We start from the raw sequence: 18783 nt of genomic DNA, 5'->3' as shown, positions 1-18783 counted from the left end.
CCTCAGGCGTCGGCCCGGTTTAGGGATCAGAAATGACCATAGCGCTGAATGTATCCCGCTCTATCCTTGGACAACCGTGGCGCTGGCGGGGCGCAGGTGCGGATGCGCGGGAACCCGGCTATCTGCCCGACGACTTGGTCACGCAGTTGCTGCTGGCCCGTGGCTGTCCGCGCGAAGCCGTGGAGGCGCATCGTAATCCGACCATCCGCCATTTCATGCCCGATCCCAGCCTGTTCCGCGACATGGACAGCGCTGCCGAACGGCTCGCGGATGCGGTGCAGAGCGGCGAGCATGTCCGTATCTTCGGCGACTATGATGTTGACGGCGCGACTAGCGCGGCCTTGCTGATCCGCCTGCTACGCGACCTCGGCCTGTCCGCGCGGCCTTATATTCCTGACCGGCTGATGGAAGGCTATGGCCCCTCGGGCGAGGCATTGGTGCGGCTGGCAGGGGAAGGGGCAACGCTGATCGTCACCGTCGACTGCGGCGCGCAGGCGTTCGAGGCGTTGGCCATGGCGAAGGCAGTGGGCGTCGATGTCGTAGTGGTCGATCATCATAAATGCGCCGCCGCGCTTCCCGCAGCCTTTGCGCTCGTGAACCCCAATCGGCTTGACGAGGTGGAGGAAGCAGCCGCTCATGGCCATCTGGCGGCGGTGGGGGTCGCATTTCTCTTGGGCGCCGCGCTTATCCGCGTGTTGCGCAAGCGGGGATGGTTCGCGCAACGGGCCGAGCCTGCCCTGATGGAATTGCTCGACATCGTGGCGCTCGGCACCGTGGCGGACGTGGCGCAGCTCAAGGGGCTTAACCGCGCCTTCGTTGCACAGGGCCTCAAGGTCATGGCCAAGCGCCGTAACATCGGCATCTCCGCGCTGATCGATGCCAGCCGCCTTAACCGTGCGCCATTATGCCATGATCTGGGATTTGCGCTCGGTCCCCGCATCAATGCTGGCGGGCGGGTAGGCAAGGCTGATCTGGGCGTGCGCCTGCTGACGACTGAAGACCCGATCGAGGCCGCGAGCATCGCTGCCGAGTTGGACCAGTTCAACGAGGAACGTCGCGTGATCGAGGCGGCGGTACAGGTCGAGGCGGAGGAACTGCTGGCGGCGCAGGGCAACCGGGCCGTGGCGCTCATAGCCGGGGCTGGCTGGCATCCCGGCGTGATCGGCATCGTCGCCGGACGCATCAAGGAAAAGGCGGGGCGTCCCGCAATCGTCGTGGCGATTGATGAGGCCGGTACGGGTAAGGGTTCCGGCCGTTCGATCTCCGGCGTTGATCTTGGCGCGGCCGTGCTGGCGGCCAAGGACAGCGGCTTGCTGGTCGCCGGTGGCGGCCACGCCATGGCGGCGGGGCTGACCGTCGCGGCTGACAAGCTGGACGCGCTGGCTGATTTTCTGGACGAGAGGCTCGCTCCTGCCGTCGCCCGCGCCCGTGATGACCGCGCATTGTTGATCGACGCCGTGCTTGCTCCGGCGGGCGTCAATCCGGACTTCGTGGCCGCGATCGAGGCAGGCGGTCCCTATGGCGCTGGCTGGCCCTCTCCGCTCATCGCGGCTGGACCGATGCGCGTCATCAAGGCGGATGTTGTCGGCAATGGCCATCTGCGCGCCGTCATGGCGGGGGACGATGGCCGCTCCATCAAGACCATCGCCTTCCGCCAGGCGGAGAGCGAGTTGGGGCAAGCCATCCTCGGCGCGCCGCGTGACCGTCGCCTGTGGGTTGCGGGCCGCGCAAAGATCGATGATTGGGGCAGTCGGCCCGCCGCTGAACTGCATCTGGAAGATGCCGCCTGGGCCGATTGAAAGAAGTGGTCGTTTTCCTGCCCCAAAGGGGTTGACCGCCGCAAGCTCCCCCCCTAAAGCCGCCCTCGCTTCGCAGCGCCGCCCAAGCGGTTCTGCATGTGGCCCCTTCGTCTAGCGGTTAGGACGCGGCCCTTTCACGGCTGAAACACGGGTTCGATTCCCGTAGGGGTCACCACCTTGCTTTTGCAGGGTTTTTTTTAACTCTCCATAGAGAGTTCCCCCAGTTGGTGGGGGAAAAGTTCCCCCACCTCGATTTAGCGCCCCATTTTGAGCGGGGTGACGTTGGTCATCTTCTCCGATGCGCCGACCGCGATCATGTAGGCGCGGGCGCGCTTGCCATAGTGCCTCACGGTCTCCGGCGTCATGCCCAGGATCGCGCCGACATCGGTGTCGCTGAGGCCGGTTTCGAGCAGGTAGCAGCAGGCGTTCTTCCGCAGGCCGTGGAAGGTGTAGAGCAGCTGGTTCTCGTCGTCGACGTGGCCGAGCTGGCGCATCAGCACGCGCATGCGCTCCTGGATGCGATCCTCGCCGGTGAAGGGCTTGCCCGACCGATCATAGAGCAGGGTGACGGCCTTCTTCTCGATCTTGGCGATTTCCTCGCGCCACCAGGGATGGACGGGCACGGCAACGTCGACATCGGTCTTCACCTGGGACAGTTCCATGATGCCGCCCGTCAGCCAGTTGTGGCGGACACGGATCACGTCGCTGACGCGCTGGCCGGTGCAGAGGCCGGTGACGATTGCGAGGCGTAGCATCGGCGTGGCATGTTCCAGCGCTTCGGCCAGGACGTCGCGTGGCCAGGGCTCATGCTCGCCGATCGGCAGCGGGGCGATGCCGTCTGCCGGGTTATCACCCCGCCAGTCGCGTTCACAGGCGTAGATGAACATGAGCTTCAGGACGTTGAGCCAGTTGTTGGCCTTGCCAGGCTTGTCGGCCATGGCATCGCGCAGCTGATAGACATGGGTCGGCCGCATCCCCCCAACCGACATATCGCGGACGGCCTTGTCCTCGCCGGTCTTCATGCGGAAGGTGAAATCCTCCGCCTCGAACATCGCGACATAGCGTAGATAATTGGCCATCGTGTTCTCGGAGAGGGCTTTGGCGCCCTTCTTCCGCTTCTTGCGGGTCCAGCCTGCGGCCAGGGCGGCACGGAACTCTCGGGCCAGCGCGCCGAAGGAGCCCGGCATAGGCACCCATCGCTGTTCTGCCCGATTCGCGGCCTGTTCGGCCTCGGCATTGACGCGGGCCAGCTCGGTTGCGAACTTCGGATCGGAGGGATCGGGGAGCCTGACGTAGCGATCTTTCCGTTTGCCGTCAGCATCATAGTAGCGGAAGCGCCGGTAGGTCAGGCCCTTCTTTTGGCAAACGCCCTCGATGTCCACTAGTCCCATTCCCCAAGAGATGATCTGAAACCGGAGCGCTGGTCAACATAGCGGTCGAGCGCGCGCAGATCCCAAAGGTCGACATTGCCGTTGCGATCGGCCGGGCCCGGCAGCTGGCGGGCCTTCACCTGCTCGCGAAAGCGGGTGCGGCCGCGACCGAGATAGGCGGCGGCGGTTTCCTCGTCGACGAGGCGCGGCGCGATCGGCGCGATGTTGACGTGCTTGCCCATGTCAGGCGGCCGCTCCTCGACGATCGACCGGGATCGGATGGACCTTGGTGTAGAGAAGCGTGAATTCGATGGCGTACCAGACATGCGTCATGGCATCGATCCTCTGGCGCGTCATGCCGGGGGCGCTGTTGTCGTAGGCGATGAGCATCCGCTGCTTTGTTGCGCGGACACTGCGGGCCAGCAGATCCTTGTCGTCCTGGTGCCAGTGCCGCGGTTCTCGGCGATCACCGCCCAGGACGCGCATGAAGTGGACGATATTGGACCAGATGATGTCGTCCCAGTCGGCCTTCTCGGCTGTGATCTGGCCTGCCTTGACCGCCGCCAGCGATGCTTCGCGGCGGCGGGCCCGCTCCTCGGACGCTGTGGCGACGAGGTCGGCAGGCGGCAGGGGGTCACGACCGAGATAGGCGCTCATGGGTTCGCTGCCTCCAACAGGGCATCGACATGGCACCAGCGCGAGCTGAGCGGGCACCAGCATTGCAGGTCGCGCCCGCGCAGCGTGGGCAGTTCACGATCGAGGCGGTTGCGCCACTGGACCAGGCCGTTGATCTCGGACTGGTTGAAACCGAGCCGCTCCAGATCGCCGATCGTCAGCGCGCGTGAGAGCCAGCGGCGGTAAAGGCGCACCGATCGGGCATGGCCAAAGCGATCGGCGCGGAAAGGGTTGCCGCGAATGGTCGGGCGGCCACAGTAGATAATCCCCTCCGGGGTCGTCGCGCCGCGCTTGCGGCTGCGTTGATGCCGTCGAGGGGAGCGCAAGGTCATGATCGAGGGGGCAGCGCCCCCTCGATCTTCGAACGGCTCAGCCGTCGCCGTCGCCGGAGCCGTCGCCGTAGCCGTAGCCGTCGCCGTCGCCGTAGCCGTCGCCGTAGCCGGAGCCGTCGCCGTCGCCGTAGCCGTCGCCGTAGCCGGAGCCGTCGCCGTAGCCGGAGCCGTAGCCGTCGCCGTCGCCGTCGCCGTAGCCTGCCTGCCCTGATAGCCCGCCCACATTAGCGGCCCGGATGGCTGGCGAGCGCGCGGATGCTCTGCTCGGCGGTTTCGGTGCATGCGATGATCTCGCAATTCTCGGTCAGCACGATGTCGACCGGCGCACCGATCTTGCTATCGTCGTGCAAGCCCTCGGTCGCGACGCCGGAGAGGAAGGCTGCCTTGTTGGCAGGCTTCCAGTACCAGAGGCGGCGGGAATCGCTCAGTTCACAGGCGCGGTCGGTGCGGCTTTTCAGCACACCGGCATGCACGCCCGCATCGCGGCAGCGCACGATCACATATTTGCCGACCCAGTTGTCGTCGGCGGTCACGGTATCAGCCATTGCATTCTCCTGTTTGGCTGGTTGGGAAAAGGGAGTGATGTCAGGCGCGGGGCTGGTCGTTCGGCCAGAAAAGGCGGACGATGAAGGCGACCAGGCCGACGGCGATGAAGAAACCGATCCAGGGCAGGATGGCCCACACGATCATGGCGAGCAGCACGGCAACGAAGGCCGCGACTGCGATCTTCGCGGCGGGCGACTGGATGCCCGACCAGCGGGCTTCGAGGTCGACGAAAAGCGCCTTGCCCTTGGCGAGGAGGGTGTTGAACATTTCCACGTTCGCTTGTCCTTTCGCAGGCGAATAGGACGGCGGGGGTCGTGTCCCCGCCGTCCACCCCCGATCAGTCGTTGATGGCCTTGTTGATCAGGTCGATCGGCTCCAGCTTGTCGGCTTCGGCCGCGCTGATCGTGTCGACGATGTCGAACTTGGCCGACGTCAGGCCGTCATCCAGGTGCGCGAGGAACTTCGCCGCGCCGGCGTCGTCACCGATCTGGACAAAGAGGATGGTGAAGTCCTCGTCCTTCTCCAGCTTGCCAGCGGCGCTGACGATCGCCGCTTCGGCTGCGGCGCGATCGTCGGGCTCGCCATCGGTGAAGATCAGCGCGACCGCCTTCTTGCCGTCGCCGTTGAGGGCGTCGATCTTCTGGATCGCTTCGGCCAGCGGAGTCGAGCCGCGCGGGCTGCGGGCCTGGAAGATCGAGGCGACCTTGTCGGCCGTCACGCCCTCATGGACTTCGACCGAGCCGCCGAACACGACGATGTCGATGCCGTCGGTGTCGTACTGGCCGAGGATCGACGCGAGGCCGAAGATGGTCTCCTGGGCTTCCTGCCAGCGGGTCTTGCCGGGATAACGGGTCGAGGGCGATGCCATCGAGCCGGAGGCGTCCAGGCCGATGACGAAATCATATTCCGTGATCGTCTCGGGCGTTAGGGTAATCGTGTTCATCCTTGGTCCTTTCGCTTTGAACATCCACCGCTTTTCGGTGGGCATCCGGCGTCGTGTGCCGGGGTGCTTGGGTTGCCGGTGATCCGGCGGAATGGGATCAGGGGCAGCGCGTCCACTGTGTCGTGGGCGTCGGCAGAGTCCCGAAATCGAAGCTGGCGAGCATGAACAGCGCGCCGATCGCAATGAGGGCGGCAAAGAAGAGGGCGGACCGCGTCACGGCTGGCGGTCCGGGTCGGCCGGATCGACATCGTCGCTGAAGCGGTCGGCGGGCGCGCTGGTGCGCGGATAGGACGGGCGGCAGCTGATGCAGATGCCGTCATCCTCCGCGCCGATCTCGCCGCACTCGGCGCAATGTCTGAGGAAGTGGACCTTGCTCACCGGCGCCTCCCGATCAGCCGGCACAGCCAGCCATGGCGGGGCGCATGCATCGGCAGCAGGGGGCCGCTGGACCGCTCGCGCTGCCAGGGCGTGCGCGGCGGAACTAGAAGCGGGTCGGTGCCGCGAATGTGGAAGCGGGCGCTCAACGGCCGCGGCTCCGCACGATGATTGGCGTGTCGCGTGGGATCGGCTCGAACAGCAGGGCGGCGACCATCTTGTCGCGATAGGCCGCGAACATGGTGGCGATCGTCCAGCCTGCGAGCAGGAAGGTGCTAGCGAAGACCAGCGCTGCGATCTGGCTGGCGGCGCTCATTGGGTCGCGGCCCGGACATAGATGGACGACCGGCTGCCTTGCGCGATGTTGCCAATCTTGCGCCAGCCCAGCTTCCGCAGGAGCATGGCGATCTGGAAATTATCGCGCGGCGCGGGGACGCGGCCTTCGCGCGCGGCCTCGCTCAGGTCGCGGCGCAGATCGGCCAGCGTGATCTCATTGGCGTCGCGCAACTGGCGGGCGATGAACAGGCCGATGCGCTTGCCCGCCTCGCTGGCGTCGGTCAGTGCGATCAGGGCGTTGTCATCGGCGGCCTTGGGATCGACCAGCTCGTCGATCGCGGCGCGGCGGCTCAGGCTGGCGGCAACGCCTTCGCGCATGATGAGTGCCGTGCCGTCAGCATTGTGGCTCAGCACCCGCCAGCGCAGGCCATCGAACAGAGCGATGCTGCCCGGATTGGGAAATTCGGTTTCGACCTGAAGCATGAAAGCCTCCCGTTGCTGTTACGGGAGGATAGTTCGGATGATCCGAACAAAAAGTCAATGCAAAAAGTTCGGTCTATCCGAACGGCATAAAAGCGTGCGACTGGCGCGCGTTCAGGTCTATCGAATCATTTTCGTGTAGGAAAGCTGTTCAGGACAGGGAGCGAAAATAGGCGTCGACCTGTTGGCCCCAGTAGAATTCATGCTCGTGGATACGGCCGTCGGCCGCGATAACGTCGCCGATCGCGCGCTGGATGCTCGGGGCGATCAGCGGCTGCCGCCCGCATCGGTCGAGCGACACGTAGAAGGTTTCGGCATCCGGGGCCATGCGATCGGCGCGGGCCATGATTGCGTCCATGGGCGGGTCATGACGAAACTCGCCCCTGATCCAGAAGGAGGTGACGAACTGCTCGATCCGTTCACGTTCGGCGGGGTGCCAGTCCTTGTCGCAGTTGGCGAGAAAGGTGAGGACGTTGAGCGCGGCAAGAAGATCGGCGCGGTGCTTGACGCTCAGGCCCCAGGTGATGCCGGCGGCGCTGGTCGAACTGGGCTGGAAATTCGCGAAGAAGATGGCGCCGGGCTCGAAGATTTCCCCGGTGATGATGTCGATCACGACAGAAATCCGATCGGTGCGGAACATGCGATGGGCGGCGCGCTCATGGCACCAGGCATGGAGGTAGAGCTGTTCCTTTGCCTGGTCGAGACGCTGGCAGGTGACGCGGCGCTGACTCAGCTGGCCGCGACTGTCGGAATAATGGATGATGCAGGCGGCGCCCGACAGTTCCTGGGCTTCCCACTTGGGCAGGTCGGTGGTGATCGGCTCGGGCGTGTCGTCAATGTCGGGAAGTGAAGGAGAGAAGAAGTTCGGATGGGGAACGGCTGAACTCTTGCCCTGAATGGTGGCCCATAGATCTCTCAGCATTCCCCCTCCTGTAAAAGACTAAGCTGCCCCCAGCTTTCTCACATTCGATGTCTCGGAAAATTCGGGTTTGGTGTCGGCTGCGATCTGCAGAGCGGACTCGCGCATACGCCGGATGGCCATGGCCTCGTCCGGATGCATCAGCAGTTCATGGGGCTGGATGTGCAGGGCGCGAGCGGCCTCGTTGACGATCTGGCGATAGTAGCTCGTCTTGCCGTGATAGATGTCGTTGACGGTCGCCTTGCTCCACCCGGTTTCGCGACCGAGGGTGGCTTGACTGACTTTCAACGACCGCATCCAGTCCACCAGAAACCAGTCTGGACCGATCGATGTCGACGGGGCCTGCTTCCTTGCCATGTCCGGATGATACGAACTTTGGGCAAATAGTTCGCTTCCCGCGACCCGAACTTTTTGGATTGACAAGAAGTTCGGATTATCCGAACTATGAGGAATGGCAGAGTGCATCACCATCTCCGAATTGCGGGCCGAAATGGGGTTAACCCTTGAAGATTTCGCCGGGAAAATCGGGCTGTCCAGCAAGGGCCATGCCAGCGAGGTCGAGCGGACGCAGCGTTGCTCGCTGCGTGTTGCGTTGGCCGTCGAGGAGCTTTCCGGCGGTCGCATCGACGCGGCGGGCTTGAACGAGGAGGTGCGTCTGGCTCGAACTGCTGTCCATGCGCTGACTGATACGGCTGCGGAACAGTCCCTGTCAGCGGGAAATGAAGAGGCAAATTCCCCTCGGAAGGGGAGCGAGTGATGGATATCCGCTTCGAGCGCCGCTTCGTCATTAACATGGAGGGCAACGCGCGCCCGGTCGGCACGATCGACTGGAGTCGGGTCAAGGTCATTCCTTGGCCGCGCCGGAAAGCTCGTCACAAGCGCGGGGCGGCATAGATCATGCCGATCCGGGGGGACATCAGCATCGGGGAAAAGGCGCTGGCACTGGCGACGAAGCGCGCGGTCGAGGCCGCGGGCGGGCTCGACCGCTGCGCCGAGGAAACGCCGGTGGGGCGCAGCCAGCTGTCGCGCTGCGGATCGGTCAATGACCGGGACAGCATCGCGATCCGCGACGCGGTGACGATCGATCTGCTGGGGACGCGCACTGACGGTCATCCCTTCATCGTGCGGGCCATGTGCCGCCAGCTGGGCGGGGTGTTCGTGCGGATGCCCGATGCCAGCGAGGATGCGGGCGGGCTGACGCTGACGGTGGTCGAGTTGGCCGGCGAACTGGGCGACCTGTCGAACAGCATCCGCGCGGCGCTCAGCGCGCATGGCGACCAGGGCGAGGCGGTTTCGGCGCGGGAGCGCGAGAGCATCCGCGCCGACATTCTTCGGATGCAGGAAACGCTGGCATCGCTCGATCGCCGGCTCGCGGACCAGGAGGGGCAGCGTTGAAGATGCAGGCATTGTCGCCCGATCAGTTCGAAGCCTGGGTCGCGCGGGCGGTGCCCGGCGAGGACGTGGTCTATTGCACCGGCCAGCGGCCGAGCGAGGCGATCGGCGCGGCGGTGCGCGCACTGCATGAGCGGGGGCTGGTGACGATGACCAGCAAGCGGTCGGCGGGTGGGTTTCGCTTCATCGCGCAGCGACTGCCCGATCCCCGCCCCGTTCGTCTGCCCGAGCATCGTGGCCGCTTTGCGCGGCGCGAGCTCAAGGGCCACTACACAGCTGAGCGCATGATCCTGAAGATACTCGTGACGGCGGCAGACAAAGGACATCCGTGCCCGACCAATGGCGAGTTGGCGCGGCGTGTCGGCCTCGCCGGTGCAGCGTCCGCCAGCTACCGGATGCGCCGACTGGTCGCCGCAGGAAAGATCGCGATCGAGGAGCCGTCGCCGCTCGAACGGCGGGTGGTGACGATCGCGGCCACAGGCAAGCAGACACGGAGGGCGATGCTGTGAGCGGGGAAGGGATGATCGCGGCCGACAGGGAGGAACTGATCCAGTGTTTCCGCTGCCCCGCCCAAGGCGTGGTGGTAGCCGGTGTCGCGCTGCCCGATGGATGGGACGCGCTTCGCGTACCCGGCTATGTGCCCGCCTATTTCTGCGACTGCTGCGTCGGCAGCGGGTCGATGGAATATTATCGCGCGCAGCAGGGGATTCCTCGTCGGCAGCAATGGCGCTTCGCCAGCGGGATCGACGCATTCTATCAGCCCGTCACGCGCAAGGTGCTGCTGGCTACGCCGGAGGGCATGGCGGAGATCAGTGAGCAGGACGCGCAGGCGCTCTATGCCGCCATCGGAGCCGCGCTGGCGATCCGCGACCATGCCTATCATCTGACGGCGGAGGTCCGTTCGTGAGCTTCGTCGACATGACCATCACCCGCCGCCATTTCGAGGCGCGGTACAACCAGGTCGGCCGCGCGTTGCTGGCCAACCTCGCCGACATCTTCGGCGTCGATTTCGACACGGCCGAGCATTGGGCCGACGAGATCGACCGCGCCACCCAACAACAGATTGCCGCTGCGCCCCTCTCAGGCGGCGGCATGGCGGGGGCGGTCCCCATAGCAGCCGCCCCCGCCGATCCCGAACAACCATAAGCCGGAACCGGCGCACCACCAGAGAAGGACGTCCCATCATGCCCAGAGCGAAGAAAGCGGCGCCGGCAGTGGCGCCAGAGGAGATCATAGCACCGGAGGGCCTTCGGGTCGCACCTATGGCCATTCAGCCGGTGCCGCTCGGCCGTCTCGTCCGCGCGCCAGAAAATGTGCGCCACACGGACAAGGCGGCCGATGTCGACAGCCTGGCCGACGACATCGCGGCCAAGGGCCTGCTGCAGAACCTGATCGGCTATGCCGACATTGACGCGGTGATGGTCTATGTCGTCGGCGGCGGTCGGCGGCTCCAGGCGTTGCATGTGCTGCGGGAGCGCGGCCTGCTGGACGACAGCTTCGCGGTCCCGGTGCTGATCCGCGACCAGGCCGAGGCGGTCGAGCTGTCGCTGTCGGAAAATCTGGCGAAGCGGGATATGAACCCGGCGGACGAATTCCTAGCGTTCCAGGAGTTGATGCGGCCGGGCACGCTGTCGCCCGCCGATCTCGCCAAGCGGTTCGGCTTTTCCGAGCGTTATGTGAAGCAGCGGCTTAGGCTGGCGGGCCTGGTGCCCGAGATCCTCGACGCCATGCGGCAGGGCAAGCTGACGATCGACGCGGCGATGGCCTATGCCGGAACGCAGGATCAGAAGCTGCAGCTCAAGATATTCCATGCCGAGGCGAAGAAGGGCACCTGGGGCCACGGCGTACAGAGCATCCGGGGCGGCATCGTCAATGCCCAGATGCGGACCGGCGACCCGCTGTTCAAATTCGTCGGCAAGGCGGATTATGAGAAGAAAGGCGGGCGCTATGAAGATGACCTATTCGCCGACGCTGAGGGCCATGACGGCCGCAAGCTGATCGATCCCGACATCATCGTCACGACCGCCGCCGATCGCGCGCATTTCCAGCAGGCCCGGCTGTTGAGCGAGGCGCAGGCTTCGCATCCGACGACGAGCGATCTGCTGCCGTGCCCAGGGTTGCGGATCGGACGCTTCCCGACCGCACCGAAGGGCTATGTCCTGGTCGAGCGGCCCTATTGGCGGCAGGACATTCCGGCCTATCCCGAGCTGCGCGACCAGGCCGCGGCCAAAGGGATCGACATCGTCGGCGTCTATGGCGTCGAATATAATGGCAAGCTGATCGTCCATGAGCAGTTCTTCGTTCCTGGCGCGCGGCTCAGCGATCTTATTCCGCCGCAGCAGACGGCACCCCGCAAGTCGGACGCGGAATATGCGGCTGAGCGGCGCGCGGCGTCGATCCGGGGCGTCGCGGCCTGGCTGGTGGCGCGGGATCACTACCGGGACCGCCCGGAGGGACGGATATGGTGGGAAACGACACAGCCCCATCTCGGTCGCACCGTCGAGCAGGACGGCCTTGGCGAATGCTACACGGTCGGCATGTCGATCCTGGTAACGCCGGAAGAGATCGACGCACGGCTGGAGGATGCCCAGAAGGAATATCTGCTGCAGGAGGCCGAGAAGGCCGCGCGGCGCGAAGCCGAGGAAAGGGCGAAGGCGGAAGCCGCTGCTGCGCTGGAGGCCCGTCGGGCCGAAGTGCTGGCGATGGACCCGGCCCCGATCGTCATCCTGGTCGACGGGCTGGCGCATTTCCGCTGGGAGAATGGCGGCTATGCCGACGAGCAGGAGTATGCGGGCGAGGATCTCGACGGCTCCTATTATGACGATCTGGAAGAGTTGCTGGAGTGTGCTGGCAGCATAGGCCCGGTCTGGCCGTCGATCGAAGCCTGGGCGGAAAACCCGCATGGCGACAATGTCGCTGAAATCGAGGAGCGGGCCGCGTGAGCCGGCCCGTCACGGCACGGCTGAAAGTGCAGCCGATGCGCGGGCTGCGGCCCAGCCTGGAATTCCGCCCGCTCCATTCGCTGGGGATCGACCCGACCTATCAGCGCTCGATCGATGTCGGCGGGAGCCAGTCGCTGATCCGGCGCATCGCCATGCACTGGGACTGGGGGCTGTGCCAGCCCCTGACCGTCGCCAAGCGGGATGACGGTTCGTTGTGGGTGGTGGACGGCCAGCACCGGCTCGCCGCCGCACGGCTTCGTAGCGACATCTATGACCTGCCCTGCGTCGTCATGCCGTCGCAATCGGCCGACGAGGAAGCGGCGACCTTCGTTGCCATGAACCAGCAGCGGCGGCCGCTGACTAAGCTGGAGATCTTTCGCGCCGCGTTGGTCGCCCATGACGAGGAGGCGCGCACGATCGACCGGGCGTTGAAGGATGCCGGGCTGTCGCTTGCCGCCACCACCAATTACGACAGCTGGAAGCCGGGCCAAGTAGGCAATGTGGGCGGGCTGCAATGGTGTCTCAGCCAGTATGGCGAGCATGTGTTGCGCCGCTCCTGCATGGTTTCCGCCCAGGCGTTCGCCGACCAAGTTCTGCGCTATTTCGGCACGATCTTTCCGGGCATCGCGGCGGCGGTCGCGCGCCTGCCCCGTCCGCTGGCGGATTCCGACATCGCCTTCCTGCAGGCGGTGCTGGGGGGGGGGCACTCAGGCCGATTGGGTTCGCGACATCCAGCGGGTCAAGGCGGACAAGCCCGACCTGAACATGCGCGCCGCCGCCAAGCAGGCGATCGCCGACGCGCTCGACGAAGCGCTGGCGGACGACTGATGCGGGGCGGCCCTTCCTTGCGGCGGCACGCCTCCGTCCTGCCCGGCGGGAAGACCGTGTCGGTGTCGGCGCTGCATCCCGCCTATCGGGCGGGGCGCAGCATCTTTCCGTCGCGCGTGTTCGAGGCGGGCGAAGTCAAGCGGGTGCTGAAGACCGGCCACCAGTCGCGCAAGATCGGCAAGGTGGTGATGAAGGGCCATCGCAAGGGCTGGCCGATCTTCACCTTGACGCTGGAGGAACGGGCCACCTGTCCGCGCAGCTGCCAGGCATGGGGCTGGTGCTATGGCAATAACATGCAGGCGGCCGAGCGGATCGTCGCGGACGATGCGCTGGAGGCGGGCCTGTGGCGCGAGCTGGAGCAGCTGCAGCGCGCCCATCCCGGCGGCTATCTGGTGCGGGTCCATATCCTGGGCGACTTCTATTCGGTCGGCTATGTCGACCTGTGGGCGCGGGCGCTGAAGGCGTTTCCTGCTCTCCATGTCTTCGGCTTTTCGGCGCGTGATCCCGGCTGCGATCCCATCGGGCAGGCGCTGGACCAGCTTGCTTCGGCCGACTGGCAGCGGTTCGCGCTGCGCTTTTCGGGCCGCCCTGGTTCGGAGCGGGCGAGCCGGTTGGTCAGCGGCGATGAAGCCGACGGCGACGCCATCCTGTGCCCGGCCCAGACCGGCGCCACCGACTGCTGCGCGACCTGCGCGCTGTGCTGGCAGTCCGCCAAATCCATAGCTTTCCGGAGGCATTGACGATGATGCGATTCTTGCCGCGTTTTGAGTTCACCGACCACGGGCTGGGCGGCATCGATGCCGACGACCGATATGAATGGTTCGAAGGGCGCGGCCTGCTGATCCAGTGGGGCGGCTTCATCGTCGAGATCATCTTTGCGCGGCGGGAGCAGCTCGGATGATCCAGGTCAACGTCAAGACGCTGCGCGGGGCGCTGAAGGCGATCAACGCCGTGGTCGAGAAGCGGACGACGGTGTCGATCTGTGCGACCGTGCTGGTGCGGTCGACCCCCGGCCAGATGTTCCTGACCGGCACCGACCTCGACATCATGATCGAGAAGACGGTCGACCTGGAGGATGCGGGCGCGAACAAGGCCATGTCCTTCTGCGTCGATGCCTCGACCCTCGCGTCGATCGCGGGCAAGCTGCCGGCGGAGGGCGTCGCGACGATCGAGAGCGACGGCAACACCGGCATCACGATCAAGTGCGGCCGCGCCCGGTTCAAGCTGCCGACGCTGTCGGCCGACGACTTCCCGCTGCTGGCCGGCGGCGACTGGGACGCCCAGTGGGAGCAGGACGGCACCCAGCTGGTGCAGATGATTGAGAGCGTGCGCTTCGCCATCTCGACAGAGGAAGCCCGCTATTATCTGAACGGCATCTATGTGCATGTGCCCGATGGCTCGGAATGCCAGTTCGCCGCGGCGACCGATGGCCACCGGCTCGCGCGTTTCCATTGCGATGCGGCGGAGGGCGCGGAGGAAATGCCGGGCATTATCCTGCCGCGCAAGGCGGTCGCCGCGCTCGCCCAGCTGCTGGACGAAGAGGGCGGCAAGGTCGATGTCGCGGTGAGCACGTCGAAATTTCGGTTCGAGATCGGGACGACCGTGCTGACGGGCAAGCTGATCGACGGCACCTTCCCCGATTACACCCGCGTCATTCCCGCCGCCAACCGGCTCGATTGCTGGTTCGAGCCCGGCCCGTTGGCCGAGGCGGTCGAGCGGGTGCTGACGATCAGCAGCGACAAGTCGCGGTCGATCGCGTTCACCTTCGACGCCAAGGCGATCACGCTGGAGGTCGTCAGCCCGGAAAACGGGACGGCGAGCGAGGAAGTGCCGTGCGAATATGAGGGCGAGGCGCTGCGGATCGGTTTCAACGGCAGCTATCTGCTCGACGTGCTGCGGCACCTGAAGGGCGGCGGGGATGAACGGGCCAGGGTGAAGCTGGCGGACCCGACGGCGCCATCGCTCTGGCAGACCAGCGACGATGCTGCCCGCCTCTATGTCCTGATGCCGCTGAGGGTGTGAGCCATGGCCGAGCTGCAGCGATTCCTTCCTCCTGGTGAACTCTACCGCCGCGCCCGCAAGGTCGAGGAGCTGGCGCGCGTGGTGATGGACTGCACCAGCAGAGGATGCGCGCTGCGCGATGTCGCGCGGGCGACGAAGATCATGTCGGAAATCAGCGCCATCGTCGGCGCGGGGGAGGAATGATGGCCGAAGATAAGCGGCGCTGGTCCTGGTGGGCAGCTGAAGGCGAGGATGCTGAGTGCTATCAGATCAATGAATTGACGCGAGATGGGGCAATCGCGGTTGCCAGGCGTGAATATGGCGACGATGCCACCTTCGTGATTGTCGAAGCTACGCAGGATGGGCCGTTCATCACTGACCTGTTCGACGCGGACACGGTCGAAGAGGCGATCGACCGGTTTAGCGACGTCAACGGCGATCGGTTCGGCGAGCAGGGATGGGAAGGCTTCATCGATCCCGATGGTTTTGCCGCTGCGCTAAACAGAGCGGCGGCGCAGTATATCGAGGATCATTCCAACGACATCGTCGTGTTCACCTTCACCGAGCAGCGCAACAAAGAGGTGATCCGGCCTGGTGCTCCGCCCGGCTGACCTCCCCTTCTTCCGCGCACCGGGGCGCATGGAGGGTCGGGCATGGTGCCCGATCTACCGACCCAAAGGCAACTGCCGCCCGGACCAATCTGCATCTGCAAGCCTGATTTTCGGGGTGGGAATTCGTGTCTCTTCCACAATCGTTCCTGGACAGCATCCGTGATCGCACCTCGCTATCGGCACTGATCGGCGCGTCGATCAAGATCGAAAAGGCGGGGCGCGAGCATAAGGCGTGCTGCCCCTTCCACGGCGAGAAGACCGCCAGCTTCACGATCAATGACGACAAGGGCTTCTATCACTGCTTCGGTTGCGGCGCGCATGGCGATGCCATCCGCTGGCTGACCGATCATGCCGGCATGGACTTCATCGACGCGGTGAAGGAACTGGCGGCGAAGGCGGGGATCGAGATGCCGGCGCGATCGCCGGAGGATGCCCAGCGCGAGCGCCGCCGCAGCGAAACCAGCGATGTCATGGGCAGCGCGGCCGAATGGTTCCAGCGGCAGCTGCACGGGGAATCGCGGGCGCTGGCGCAGCTGGAGGCGCGCGGGATCTCCACCGCATCGATCGCGCGCTTTGGCCTGGGCTATGCGCCGGGGCAGCGGTCGATCGGCGGCAGCGGCATCGCGCCGGCCCAGCTGGTCGACGCCGGGCTGCTGATCGACACGGACGACGGCTATCGCGATCGGTTCCGCGGGCGGCTGATGGTGCCGATCCAGGATGCGCGCGGCCGCGTCATCGCCTTTGGCGGCCGCGCCACCCGTCCGGGGCAGGAGCCCAAATATGTGAACAGCGAGGGCGGCAGCTTCGACAAGGGCGCCACCCTCTATAATCTGCACCGCGCGGCGCCGGCGGCGCGATCGGCGCGGCGGCTGATCATCGTCGAGGGCTATTTCGACGTCATCGCGCTCGACCAGGCCGGCATTGCCGAAGCCGTGGCGCCGATGGGCACCGCGATCACGCCGCAGCAGCTGGAGCGCGCCTGGCGCGTGATTGAGCGCCCGGTGCTGCTGATGGACGGCGACGCGGCAGGCCGGAAGGCTGCGCTGCGCGCCTGCGAACGGGCGCTTCCGCTCGTCGGGCCGGGCCGCTCGCTGTTGATCGCAACCCTTCCTGACGGTTCCGATCCCGACGATCTGGTGCGATCGCAGGGGCGGGCGGCGATCGATGCGCTGATCGACGCGGCCGTGCCGATCGCCGACGCGCTGTGGCAGGGTGTGCTGGCCGATGGCGACCATGCTACCCCTGAAGGCCGGGCCGCGATCTGGAAGCGGCTCGCCGGCATGGCGGGCGCGATCGCTGACGAGGAAACCCGCGCCCAATATCTGAGCGACTGGCGGGCGCGGTTCGACGCCGCCTTCCCGCCGCCGCCGCCCTGGGCGCGCGACATCGAAACCCTTCCATTCGGAAGGCTGGAAGCTCTGTCCGAACAGCCCGAGCCGGTGCAGGCGCGGCTGAAGGCGATGGCCGGGGCCTGGTTCGATTCCCGGATCGAAAGGCTGGATTCGAACAAGGATGCCGTGCTGCGGCTCGCCTTCGTCGCCGGTCGCCGTGTCGGCGCGGGGCTGCTGGCGGAGGCCGAGGTCAAGGACAAGCTGCTGGCGCGGCTCGACGCGCTGCCCGACCTGCAGCCCGCCGATGTGGAGCGGGCGCTGGGCGACGGCATCAACCGGGCCTGGGACATCGGGCCGGATCTGGTGACGCTCGGCTGCGTCCTGCACCCGATGACCGATTTCGGCATCGGCGAGCGCCTGATCGCGCGGCATGGCACGGCCTTTCGCTTTACCACGGCGAAAGGCTGGCTGGGGTGGGACGATCGGCGCTGGCGGGTGCTCGACCAGGACAAGGATGGTCCGCCGCCATCGGAGCTGCAATCGGCGATCTTCGACACGATCCGCGCCATCCAGGCTGAGGCGCGGGCGGTGCGGCAGACAGGCATCCATGATCCTGACAGCAATCCGCATGGGCTCGACCGGCTGATCCCCTCCGGCAGGAAGAATGTGCTGCTGTCGGCGCTGCTCGCCAAGTTCGGGCGCGAAAGCGAGACGGCGGGCAAGCCCAGCTCGATCGCCAAGCTGGCGCAGAAATGGCTGACGGTGTCGATCGAGGCGTTCGACTGCGATCCGTTCGCCATCAACGTGCTGAACGGCACGCTGCGCTTCGAGCGGTATCGGGACAGCGACGGCCGCCGGCGCGCGCGGTTCAGCCTGGAGGCACATCGGCGCGAGGATCTGAACACGAAGCTGGCGCCAGTGGCGTTCGATCCCGACGCGATCTCCCCGATCTATGACGATTTCTTTGCCTGGGCGCATCCTGACGGGGGTATGCGGCGCTATCTGCACCAGGTCGTCGGCTATACCGCGACGGGCGACACGGGCGAGCAGAAGCTGTGGTTCCATTATGGCCTGGGCGCGAACGGCAAGTCGACGGCGATGGACCTGTGGGCGTATGTGCTGGGCGACTATGCCGGCACGATCGGGATCGAAACCTTCCTCGACCAGGGCATCAAGAAGCGGGGCGATGCCGCCTCGCCGGATCTGGCAAGGCTTGGCGGCGTACGCCTGTTGCGCGCGTCGGAGCCGGAGCGCGGGGCGAAGCTCAATGAGGCGCTCATCAAGGCGGCGACGGGCGGCGAACCGATGGCGGTACGCGCGCTGCATCGCGGCTTCTTCGACCTGCTGCCGCTGTTCAAGCTGCATATCGGCGGCAATTACAAGCCGTCGATCCCCGGCACCGACGAGGGCATCTGGCGGCGCATGAAGCTGGTGCCGTGGAACGCGCATGTCGCCGATGGCGATCGCGACGAGCAGCTGCCGCTAAAGCTGCGCGGCGAGGCCGCGGGCGTGCTCAACCATATGGTGCGTGGGCTGCTGGATTGGCTCGCCAATGGGCTGATCGAGCCTGACGCGGTGCGCGAGGCCACGGCGCAATATCGTGAGGACAGCGACCCGCTGGCGCGATTCCTGAAGCTCTGCACGGCGCAGGACCAGCAAGGGCGCGTCCAGTCGTCCCGGCTCTACGAGGTCTTCCAGGCGTGGTGCAAAGCCGCTGGCGAGCGCGAGTGGACGCCCGTCGGCTTCAGCAAGGCGATGCTCGACAAGGGCTTCGTGAAGAAGACCAGCAACGGCGTCCAGTGGCTCGGCATGCGCCTGGTGCGGGAGGTCGGCGACTTTGTCGATGAGAATGGGCGGGTGCGCGAGGTGCCGGTCGAGGCGCCCGACGAGGTTCGCGCGCCTCCGGCCGGGCCGCCTCCCGATGCAGATGCCGACTGGGTGCCGGACTTCTGACGGCAGTTTG

At 66.0% G+C, this 18783-nt stretch carries 27 protein-coding genes and 1 tRNA gene; 14 read left to right on the top strand and 14 right to left on the bottom strand.

All coding sequences use genetic code 11. The annotated features are described in order from the left end of the window. Nucleotides 1-32: 32 nt before the first annotated feature. Together recJ and AC6JBC_RS12750 are read left to right on the top strand one after the other, a co-directional pair. Complete coding sequence (gene recJ, locus AC6JBC_RS12755) at nt 33-1799, top strand: single-stranded-DNA-specific exonuclease RecJ (RefSeq protein WP_498024643.1); 1767 nt, start codon at nt 33-35, stop codon at nt 1797-1799. 100 nt (nt 1800-1899) lie between these two features. Continuing rightward, nucleotides 1900-1974, top strand: a tRNA-Glu gene (locus AC6JBC_RS12750). A gap of 79 nt (nt 1975-2053) precedes the next feature. On the opposite strand, the gene AC6JBC_RS12745 is transcribed toward AC6JBC_RS12750, so the two are convergent. The 14 genes from AC6JBC_RS12745 to AC6JBC_RS12680 form a co-directional block, all read right to left on the bottom strand. Continuing rightward, nucleotides 2054-3190 (bottom strand): tyrosine-type recombinase/integrase, encoded by a 1137-nt coding sequence (locus tag AC6JBC_RS12745; protein ID WP_498024642.1) that lies wholly within the window; start codon nt 3188-3190, stop codon nt 2054-2056. Continuing rightward, nucleotides 3181-3411, bottom strand: a complete 231-nt coding sequence (locus tag AC6JBC_RS12740) for a hypothetical protein (RefSeq protein ID WP_062119290.1) — start codon at nt 3409-3411, stop codon at nt 3181-3183. Before AC6JBC_RS12740 ends, AC6JBC_RS12745 begins: the two co-directional genes overlap by 10 nt. Nucleotide 3412: 1 nt before the next feature. After that, nucleotides 3413-3826: a hypothetical protein gene (locus AC6JBC_RS12735; protein ID WP_498024641.1), complete on the bottom strand. Its 414-nt coding sequence runs from the start codon at nt 3824-3826 to the stop codon at nt 3413-3415. Then, nucleotides 3823-4176, bottom strand: coding sequence for a DUF4326 domain-containing protein (locus AC6JBC_RS12730; RefSeq protein WP_498024640.1), 354 nt, complete (start codon nt 4174-4176; stop codon nt 3823-3825). Before AC6JBC_RS12730 ends, AC6JBC_RS12735 begins: the two co-directional genes overlap by 4 nt. A 37-nt stretch (nt 4177-4213) precedes the next feature. Beyond that, complete coding sequence (locus AC6JBC_RS12725) at nt 4214-4399, bottom strand: hypothetical protein (RefSeq protein ID WP_498024639.1); 186 nt, start codon at nt 4397-4399, stop codon at nt 4214-4216. A 1-nt stretch (nt 4400) separates the two neighbouring features. Beyond that, nucleotides 4401-4721, bottom strand: coding sequence for a DUF6948 domain-containing protein (locus tag AC6JBC_RS12720; protein ID WP_498024638.1), 321 nt, complete (start codon nt 4719-4721; stop codon nt 4401-4403). A gap of 40 nt (nt 4722-4761) precedes the next feature. Further along, nucleotides 4762-4989, bottom strand: coding sequence for a hypothetical protein (locus AC6JBC_RS12715; RefSeq protein WP_062119275.1), 228 nt, complete (start codon nt 4987-4989; stop codon nt 4762-4764). A gap of 70 nt (nt 4990-5059) precedes the next feature. Further along, nucleotides 5060-5665 carry a VWA domain-containing protein gene (locus tag AC6JBC_RS12710; RefSeq protein ID WP_063619072.1) on the bottom strand — a complete coding sequence of 202 codons (606 nt, stop codon included), beginning with the start codon at nt 5663-5665 and terminating at the stop codon, nt 5060-5062. 213 nt (nt 5666-5878) lie between these two features. Further along, on the bottom strand, nt 5879-6043 hold the full coding sequence (locus AC6JBC_RS12705) for a hypothetical protein (protein ID WP_498024636.1): 165 nt from the start codon (nt 6041-6043) through the stop codon (nt 5879-5881). Nucleotides 6044-6185: 142 nt separating this feature from the next. Then, the gene (locus tag AC6JBC_RS12700) at nt 6186-6356 is read right to left on the bottom strand and encodes a hypothetical protein (RefSeq protein WP_498024634.1); all 171 of its coding nucleotides are present in this window, start codon (nt 6354-6356) and stop codon (nt 6186-6188) included. Then, nucleotides 6353-6799, bottom strand: a complete 447-nt coding sequence (locus AC6JBC_RS12695; RefSeq protein WP_498024633.1) for a hypothetical protein — start codon at nt 6797-6799, stop codon at nt 6353-6355. Before AC6JBC_RS12695 ends, AC6JBC_RS12700 begins: the two co-directional genes overlap by 4 nt. Nucleotides 6800-6947: 148 nt before the next feature. Beyond that, nucleotides 6948-7718: a WYL domain-containing protein gene (locus AC6JBC_RS12690; protein ID WP_498024631.1), complete on the bottom strand. Its 771-nt coding sequence runs from the start codon at nt 7716-7718 to the stop codon at nt 6948-6950. 18 nt (nt 7719-7736) lie between these two features. Next, entirely contained in the window at nt 7737-8255 is a 519-nt protein-coding gene (locus tag AC6JBC_RS12685) for a helix-turn-helix domain-containing protein (RefSeq protein WP_498024629.1), read from the bottom strand. Then, the gene (locus AC6JBC_RS12680) at nt 8212-8391 is read right to left on the bottom strand and encodes a hypothetical protein (RefSeq protein ID WP_498024628.1); all 180 of its coding nucleotides are present in this window, start codon (nt 8389-8391) and stop codon (nt 8212-8214) included. The genes AC6JBC_RS12685 and AC6JBC_RS12680 overlap by 44 nt, the downstream gene beginning before the upstream one ends. Before the next feature lie 80 nt (nt 8392-8471). On the opposite strand from AC6JBC_RS12680, the gene AC6JBC_RS12675 reads away from it, so the two are divergent. The 12 genes from AC6JBC_RS12675 (at nt 8472) to dnaG (ending at nt 18773) form a co-directional block, all read left to right on the top strand. Then, nucleotides 8472-8609: a hypothetical protein gene (locus tag AC6JBC_RS12675; protein WP_498024626.1), complete on the top strand. Its 138-nt coding sequence runs from the start codon at nt 8472-8474 to the stop codon at nt 8607-8609. Between the two features lie 3 nt (nt 8610-8612). Then, the gene (locus tag AC6JBC_RS12670) at nt 8613-9110 is read left to right on the top strand and encodes a phage regulatory CII family protein (RefSeq protein ID WP_498024624.1); all 498 of its coding nucleotides are present in this window, start codon (nt 8613-8615) and stop codon (nt 9108-9110) included. Beyond that, a complete protein-coding gene (locus AC6JBC_RS12665) occupies nt 9107-9616 on the top strand; it encodes a winged helix-turn-helix domain-containing protein (RefSeq protein ID WP_498024623.1) in 510 nt (169 codons plus the stop codon). The genes AC6JBC_RS12670 and AC6JBC_RS12665 overlap by 4 nt, the downstream gene beginning before the upstream one ends. Further along, on the top strand, nt 9613-10014 hold the full coding sequence (locus tag AC6JBC_RS12660; RefSeq protein ID WP_498024621.1) for a hypothetical protein: 402 nt from the start codon (nt 9613-9615) through the stop codon (nt 10012-10014). The genes AC6JBC_RS12665 and AC6JBC_RS12660 overlap by 4 nt, the downstream gene beginning before the upstream one ends. After that, entirely contained in the window at nt 10011-10253 is a 243-nt protein-coding gene (locus AC6JBC_RS12655; protein ID WP_062119248.1) for a hypothetical protein, read from the top strand. Before AC6JBC_RS12660 ends, AC6JBC_RS12655 begins: the two co-directional genes overlap by 4 nt. Nucleotides 10254-10291: 38 nt before the next feature. Next, a complete protein-coding gene (locus tag AC6JBC_RS12650) occupies nt 10292-12049 on the top strand; it encodes a ParB/RepB/Spo0J family partition protein (RefSeq protein WP_498024620.1) in 1758 nt (585 codons plus the stop codon). Further along, nucleotides 12046-13617 carry a DUF6551 family protein gene (locus AC6JBC_RS12645; protein ID WP_498024619.1) on the top strand — a complete coding sequence of 524 codons (1572 nt, stop codon included), beginning with the start codon at nt 12046-12048 and terminating at the stop codon, nt 13615-13617. The genes AC6JBC_RS12650 and AC6JBC_RS12645 overlap by 4 nt, the downstream gene beginning before the upstream one ends. 2 nt (nt 13618-13619) lie before the next feature. Then, entirely contained in the window at nt 13620-13778 is a 159-nt protein-coding gene (locus tag AC6JBC_RS12640) for a hypothetical protein (RefSeq protein WP_498024618.1), read from the top strand. Then, nucleotides 13775-14899 carry a DNA polymerase III subunit beta gene (gene dnaN / locus AC6JBC_RS12635; protein ID WP_498024616.1) on the top strand — a complete coding sequence of 375 codons (1125 nt, stop codon included), beginning with the start codon at nt 13775-13777 and terminating at the stop codon, nt 14897-14899. Before AC6JBC_RS12640 ends, dnaN begins: the two co-directional genes overlap by 4 nt. A 3-nt stretch (nt 14900-14902) precedes the next feature. Next, a complete protein-coding gene (locus AC6JBC_RS12630) occupies nt 14903-15082 on the top strand; it encodes a hypothetical protein (protein WP_062119237.1) in 180 nt (59 codons plus the stop codon). Next, on the top strand, nt 15082-15489 hold the full coding sequence (locus AC6JBC_RS12625; protein WP_498024614.1) for a hypothetical protein: 408 nt from the start codon (nt 15082-15084) through the stop codon (nt 15487-15489). Before AC6JBC_RS12630 ends, AC6JBC_RS12625 begins: the two co-directional genes overlap by 1 nt. A gap of 125 nt (nt 15490-15614) precedes the next feature. After that, nucleotides 15615-18773: a DNA primase gene (dnaG, locus tag AC6JBC_RS12620; RefSeq protein ID WP_498024613.1), complete on the top strand. Its 3159-nt coding sequence runs from the start codon at nt 15615-15617 to the stop codon at nt 18771-18773. The last annotated feature ends 10 nt before the right edge of the window (nt 18774-18783 follow it).

The organism is Sphingobium sp. RC1, assembly GCF_059738765.1.
Note: the sequence above shows the minus strand (reverse complement) of the source record. Positions and strands in the feature narration are given on the sequence as shown.

Coding starts and splice junctions, on each gene's coding strand:
- recJ (WP_498024643.1), top strand. CDS start 33: ATGACCATAGCGCTGAATGTATCCCGCTCTATCCTTGGACAACCGTGG.
- AC6JBC_RS12745 (WP_498024642.1), bottom strand. CDS start 3,190: ATGGGACTAGTGGACATCGAGGGCGTTTGCCAAAAGAAGGGCCTGACC.
- AC6JBC_RS12740 (WP_062119290.1), bottom strand. CDS start 3,411: ATGGGCAAGCACGTCAACATCGCGCCGATCGCGCCGCGCCTCGTCGAC.
- AC6JBC_RS12735 (WP_498024641.1), bottom strand. CDS start 3,826: ATGAGCGCCTATCTCGGTCGTGACCCCCTGCCGCCTGCCGACCTCGTC.
- AC6JBC_RS12730 (WP_498024640.1), bottom strand. CDS start 4,176: ATGACCTTGCGCTCCCCTCGACGGCATCAACGCAGCCGCAAGCGCGGC.
- AC6JBC_RS12720 (WP_498024638.1), bottom strand. CDS start 4,721: ATGGCTGATACCGTGACCGCCGACGACAACTGGGTCGGCAAATATGTG.
- AC6JBC_RS12715 (WP_062119275.1), bottom strand. CDS start 4,989: ATGTTCAACACCCTCCTCGCCAAGGGCAAGGCGCTTTTCGTCGACCTC.
- AC6JBC_RS12710 (WP_063619072.1), bottom strand. CDS start 5,665: ATGAACACGATTACCCTAACGCCCGAGACGATCACGGAATATGATTTC.
- AC6JBC_RS12700 (WP_498024634.1), bottom strand. CDS start 6,356: ATGAGCGCCGCCAGCCAGATCGCAGCGCTGGTCTTCGCTAGCACCTTC.
- AC6JBC_RS12695 (WP_498024633.1), bottom strand. CDS start 6,799: ATGCTTCAGGTCGAAACCGAATTTCCCAATCCGGGCAGCATCGCTCTG.
- AC6JBC_RS12690 (WP_498024631.1), bottom strand. CDS start 7,718: ATGCTGAGAGATCTATGGGCCACCATTCAGGGCAAGAGTTCAGCCGTT.
- AC6JBC_RS12680 (WP_498024628.1), bottom strand. CDS start 8,391: ATGGACAGCAGTTCGAGCCAGACGCACCTCCTCGTTCAAGCCCGCCGC.
- AC6JBC_RS12675 (WP_498024626.1), top strand. CDS start 8,472: ATGGATATCCGCTTCGAGCGCCGCTTCGTCATTAACATGGAGGGCAAC.
- AC6JBC_RS12670 (WP_498024624.1), top strand. CDS start 8,613: ATGCCGATCCGGGGGGACATCAGCATCGGGGAAAAGGCGCTGGCACTG.
- AC6JBC_RS12650 (WP_498024620.1), top strand. CDS start 10,292: ATGCCCAGAGCGAAGAAAGCGGCGCCGGCAGTGGCGCCAGAGGAGATC.
- AC6JBC_RS12640 (WP_498024618.1), top strand. CDS start 13,620: ATGATGCGATTCTTGCCGCGTTTTGAGTTCACCGACCACGGGCTGGGC.
- dnaN (WP_498024616.1), top strand. CDS start 13,775: ATGATCCAGGTCAACGTCAAGACGCTGCGCGGGGCGCTGAAGGCGATC.
- AC6JBC_RS12630 (WP_062119237.1), top strand. CDS start 14,903: ATGGCCGAGCTGCAGCGATTCCTTCCTCCTGGTGAACTCTACCGCCGC.
- AC6JBC_RS12625 (WP_498024614.1), top strand. CDS start 15,082: ATGGCCGAAGATAAGCGGCGCTGGTCCTGGTGGGCAGCTGAAGGCGAG.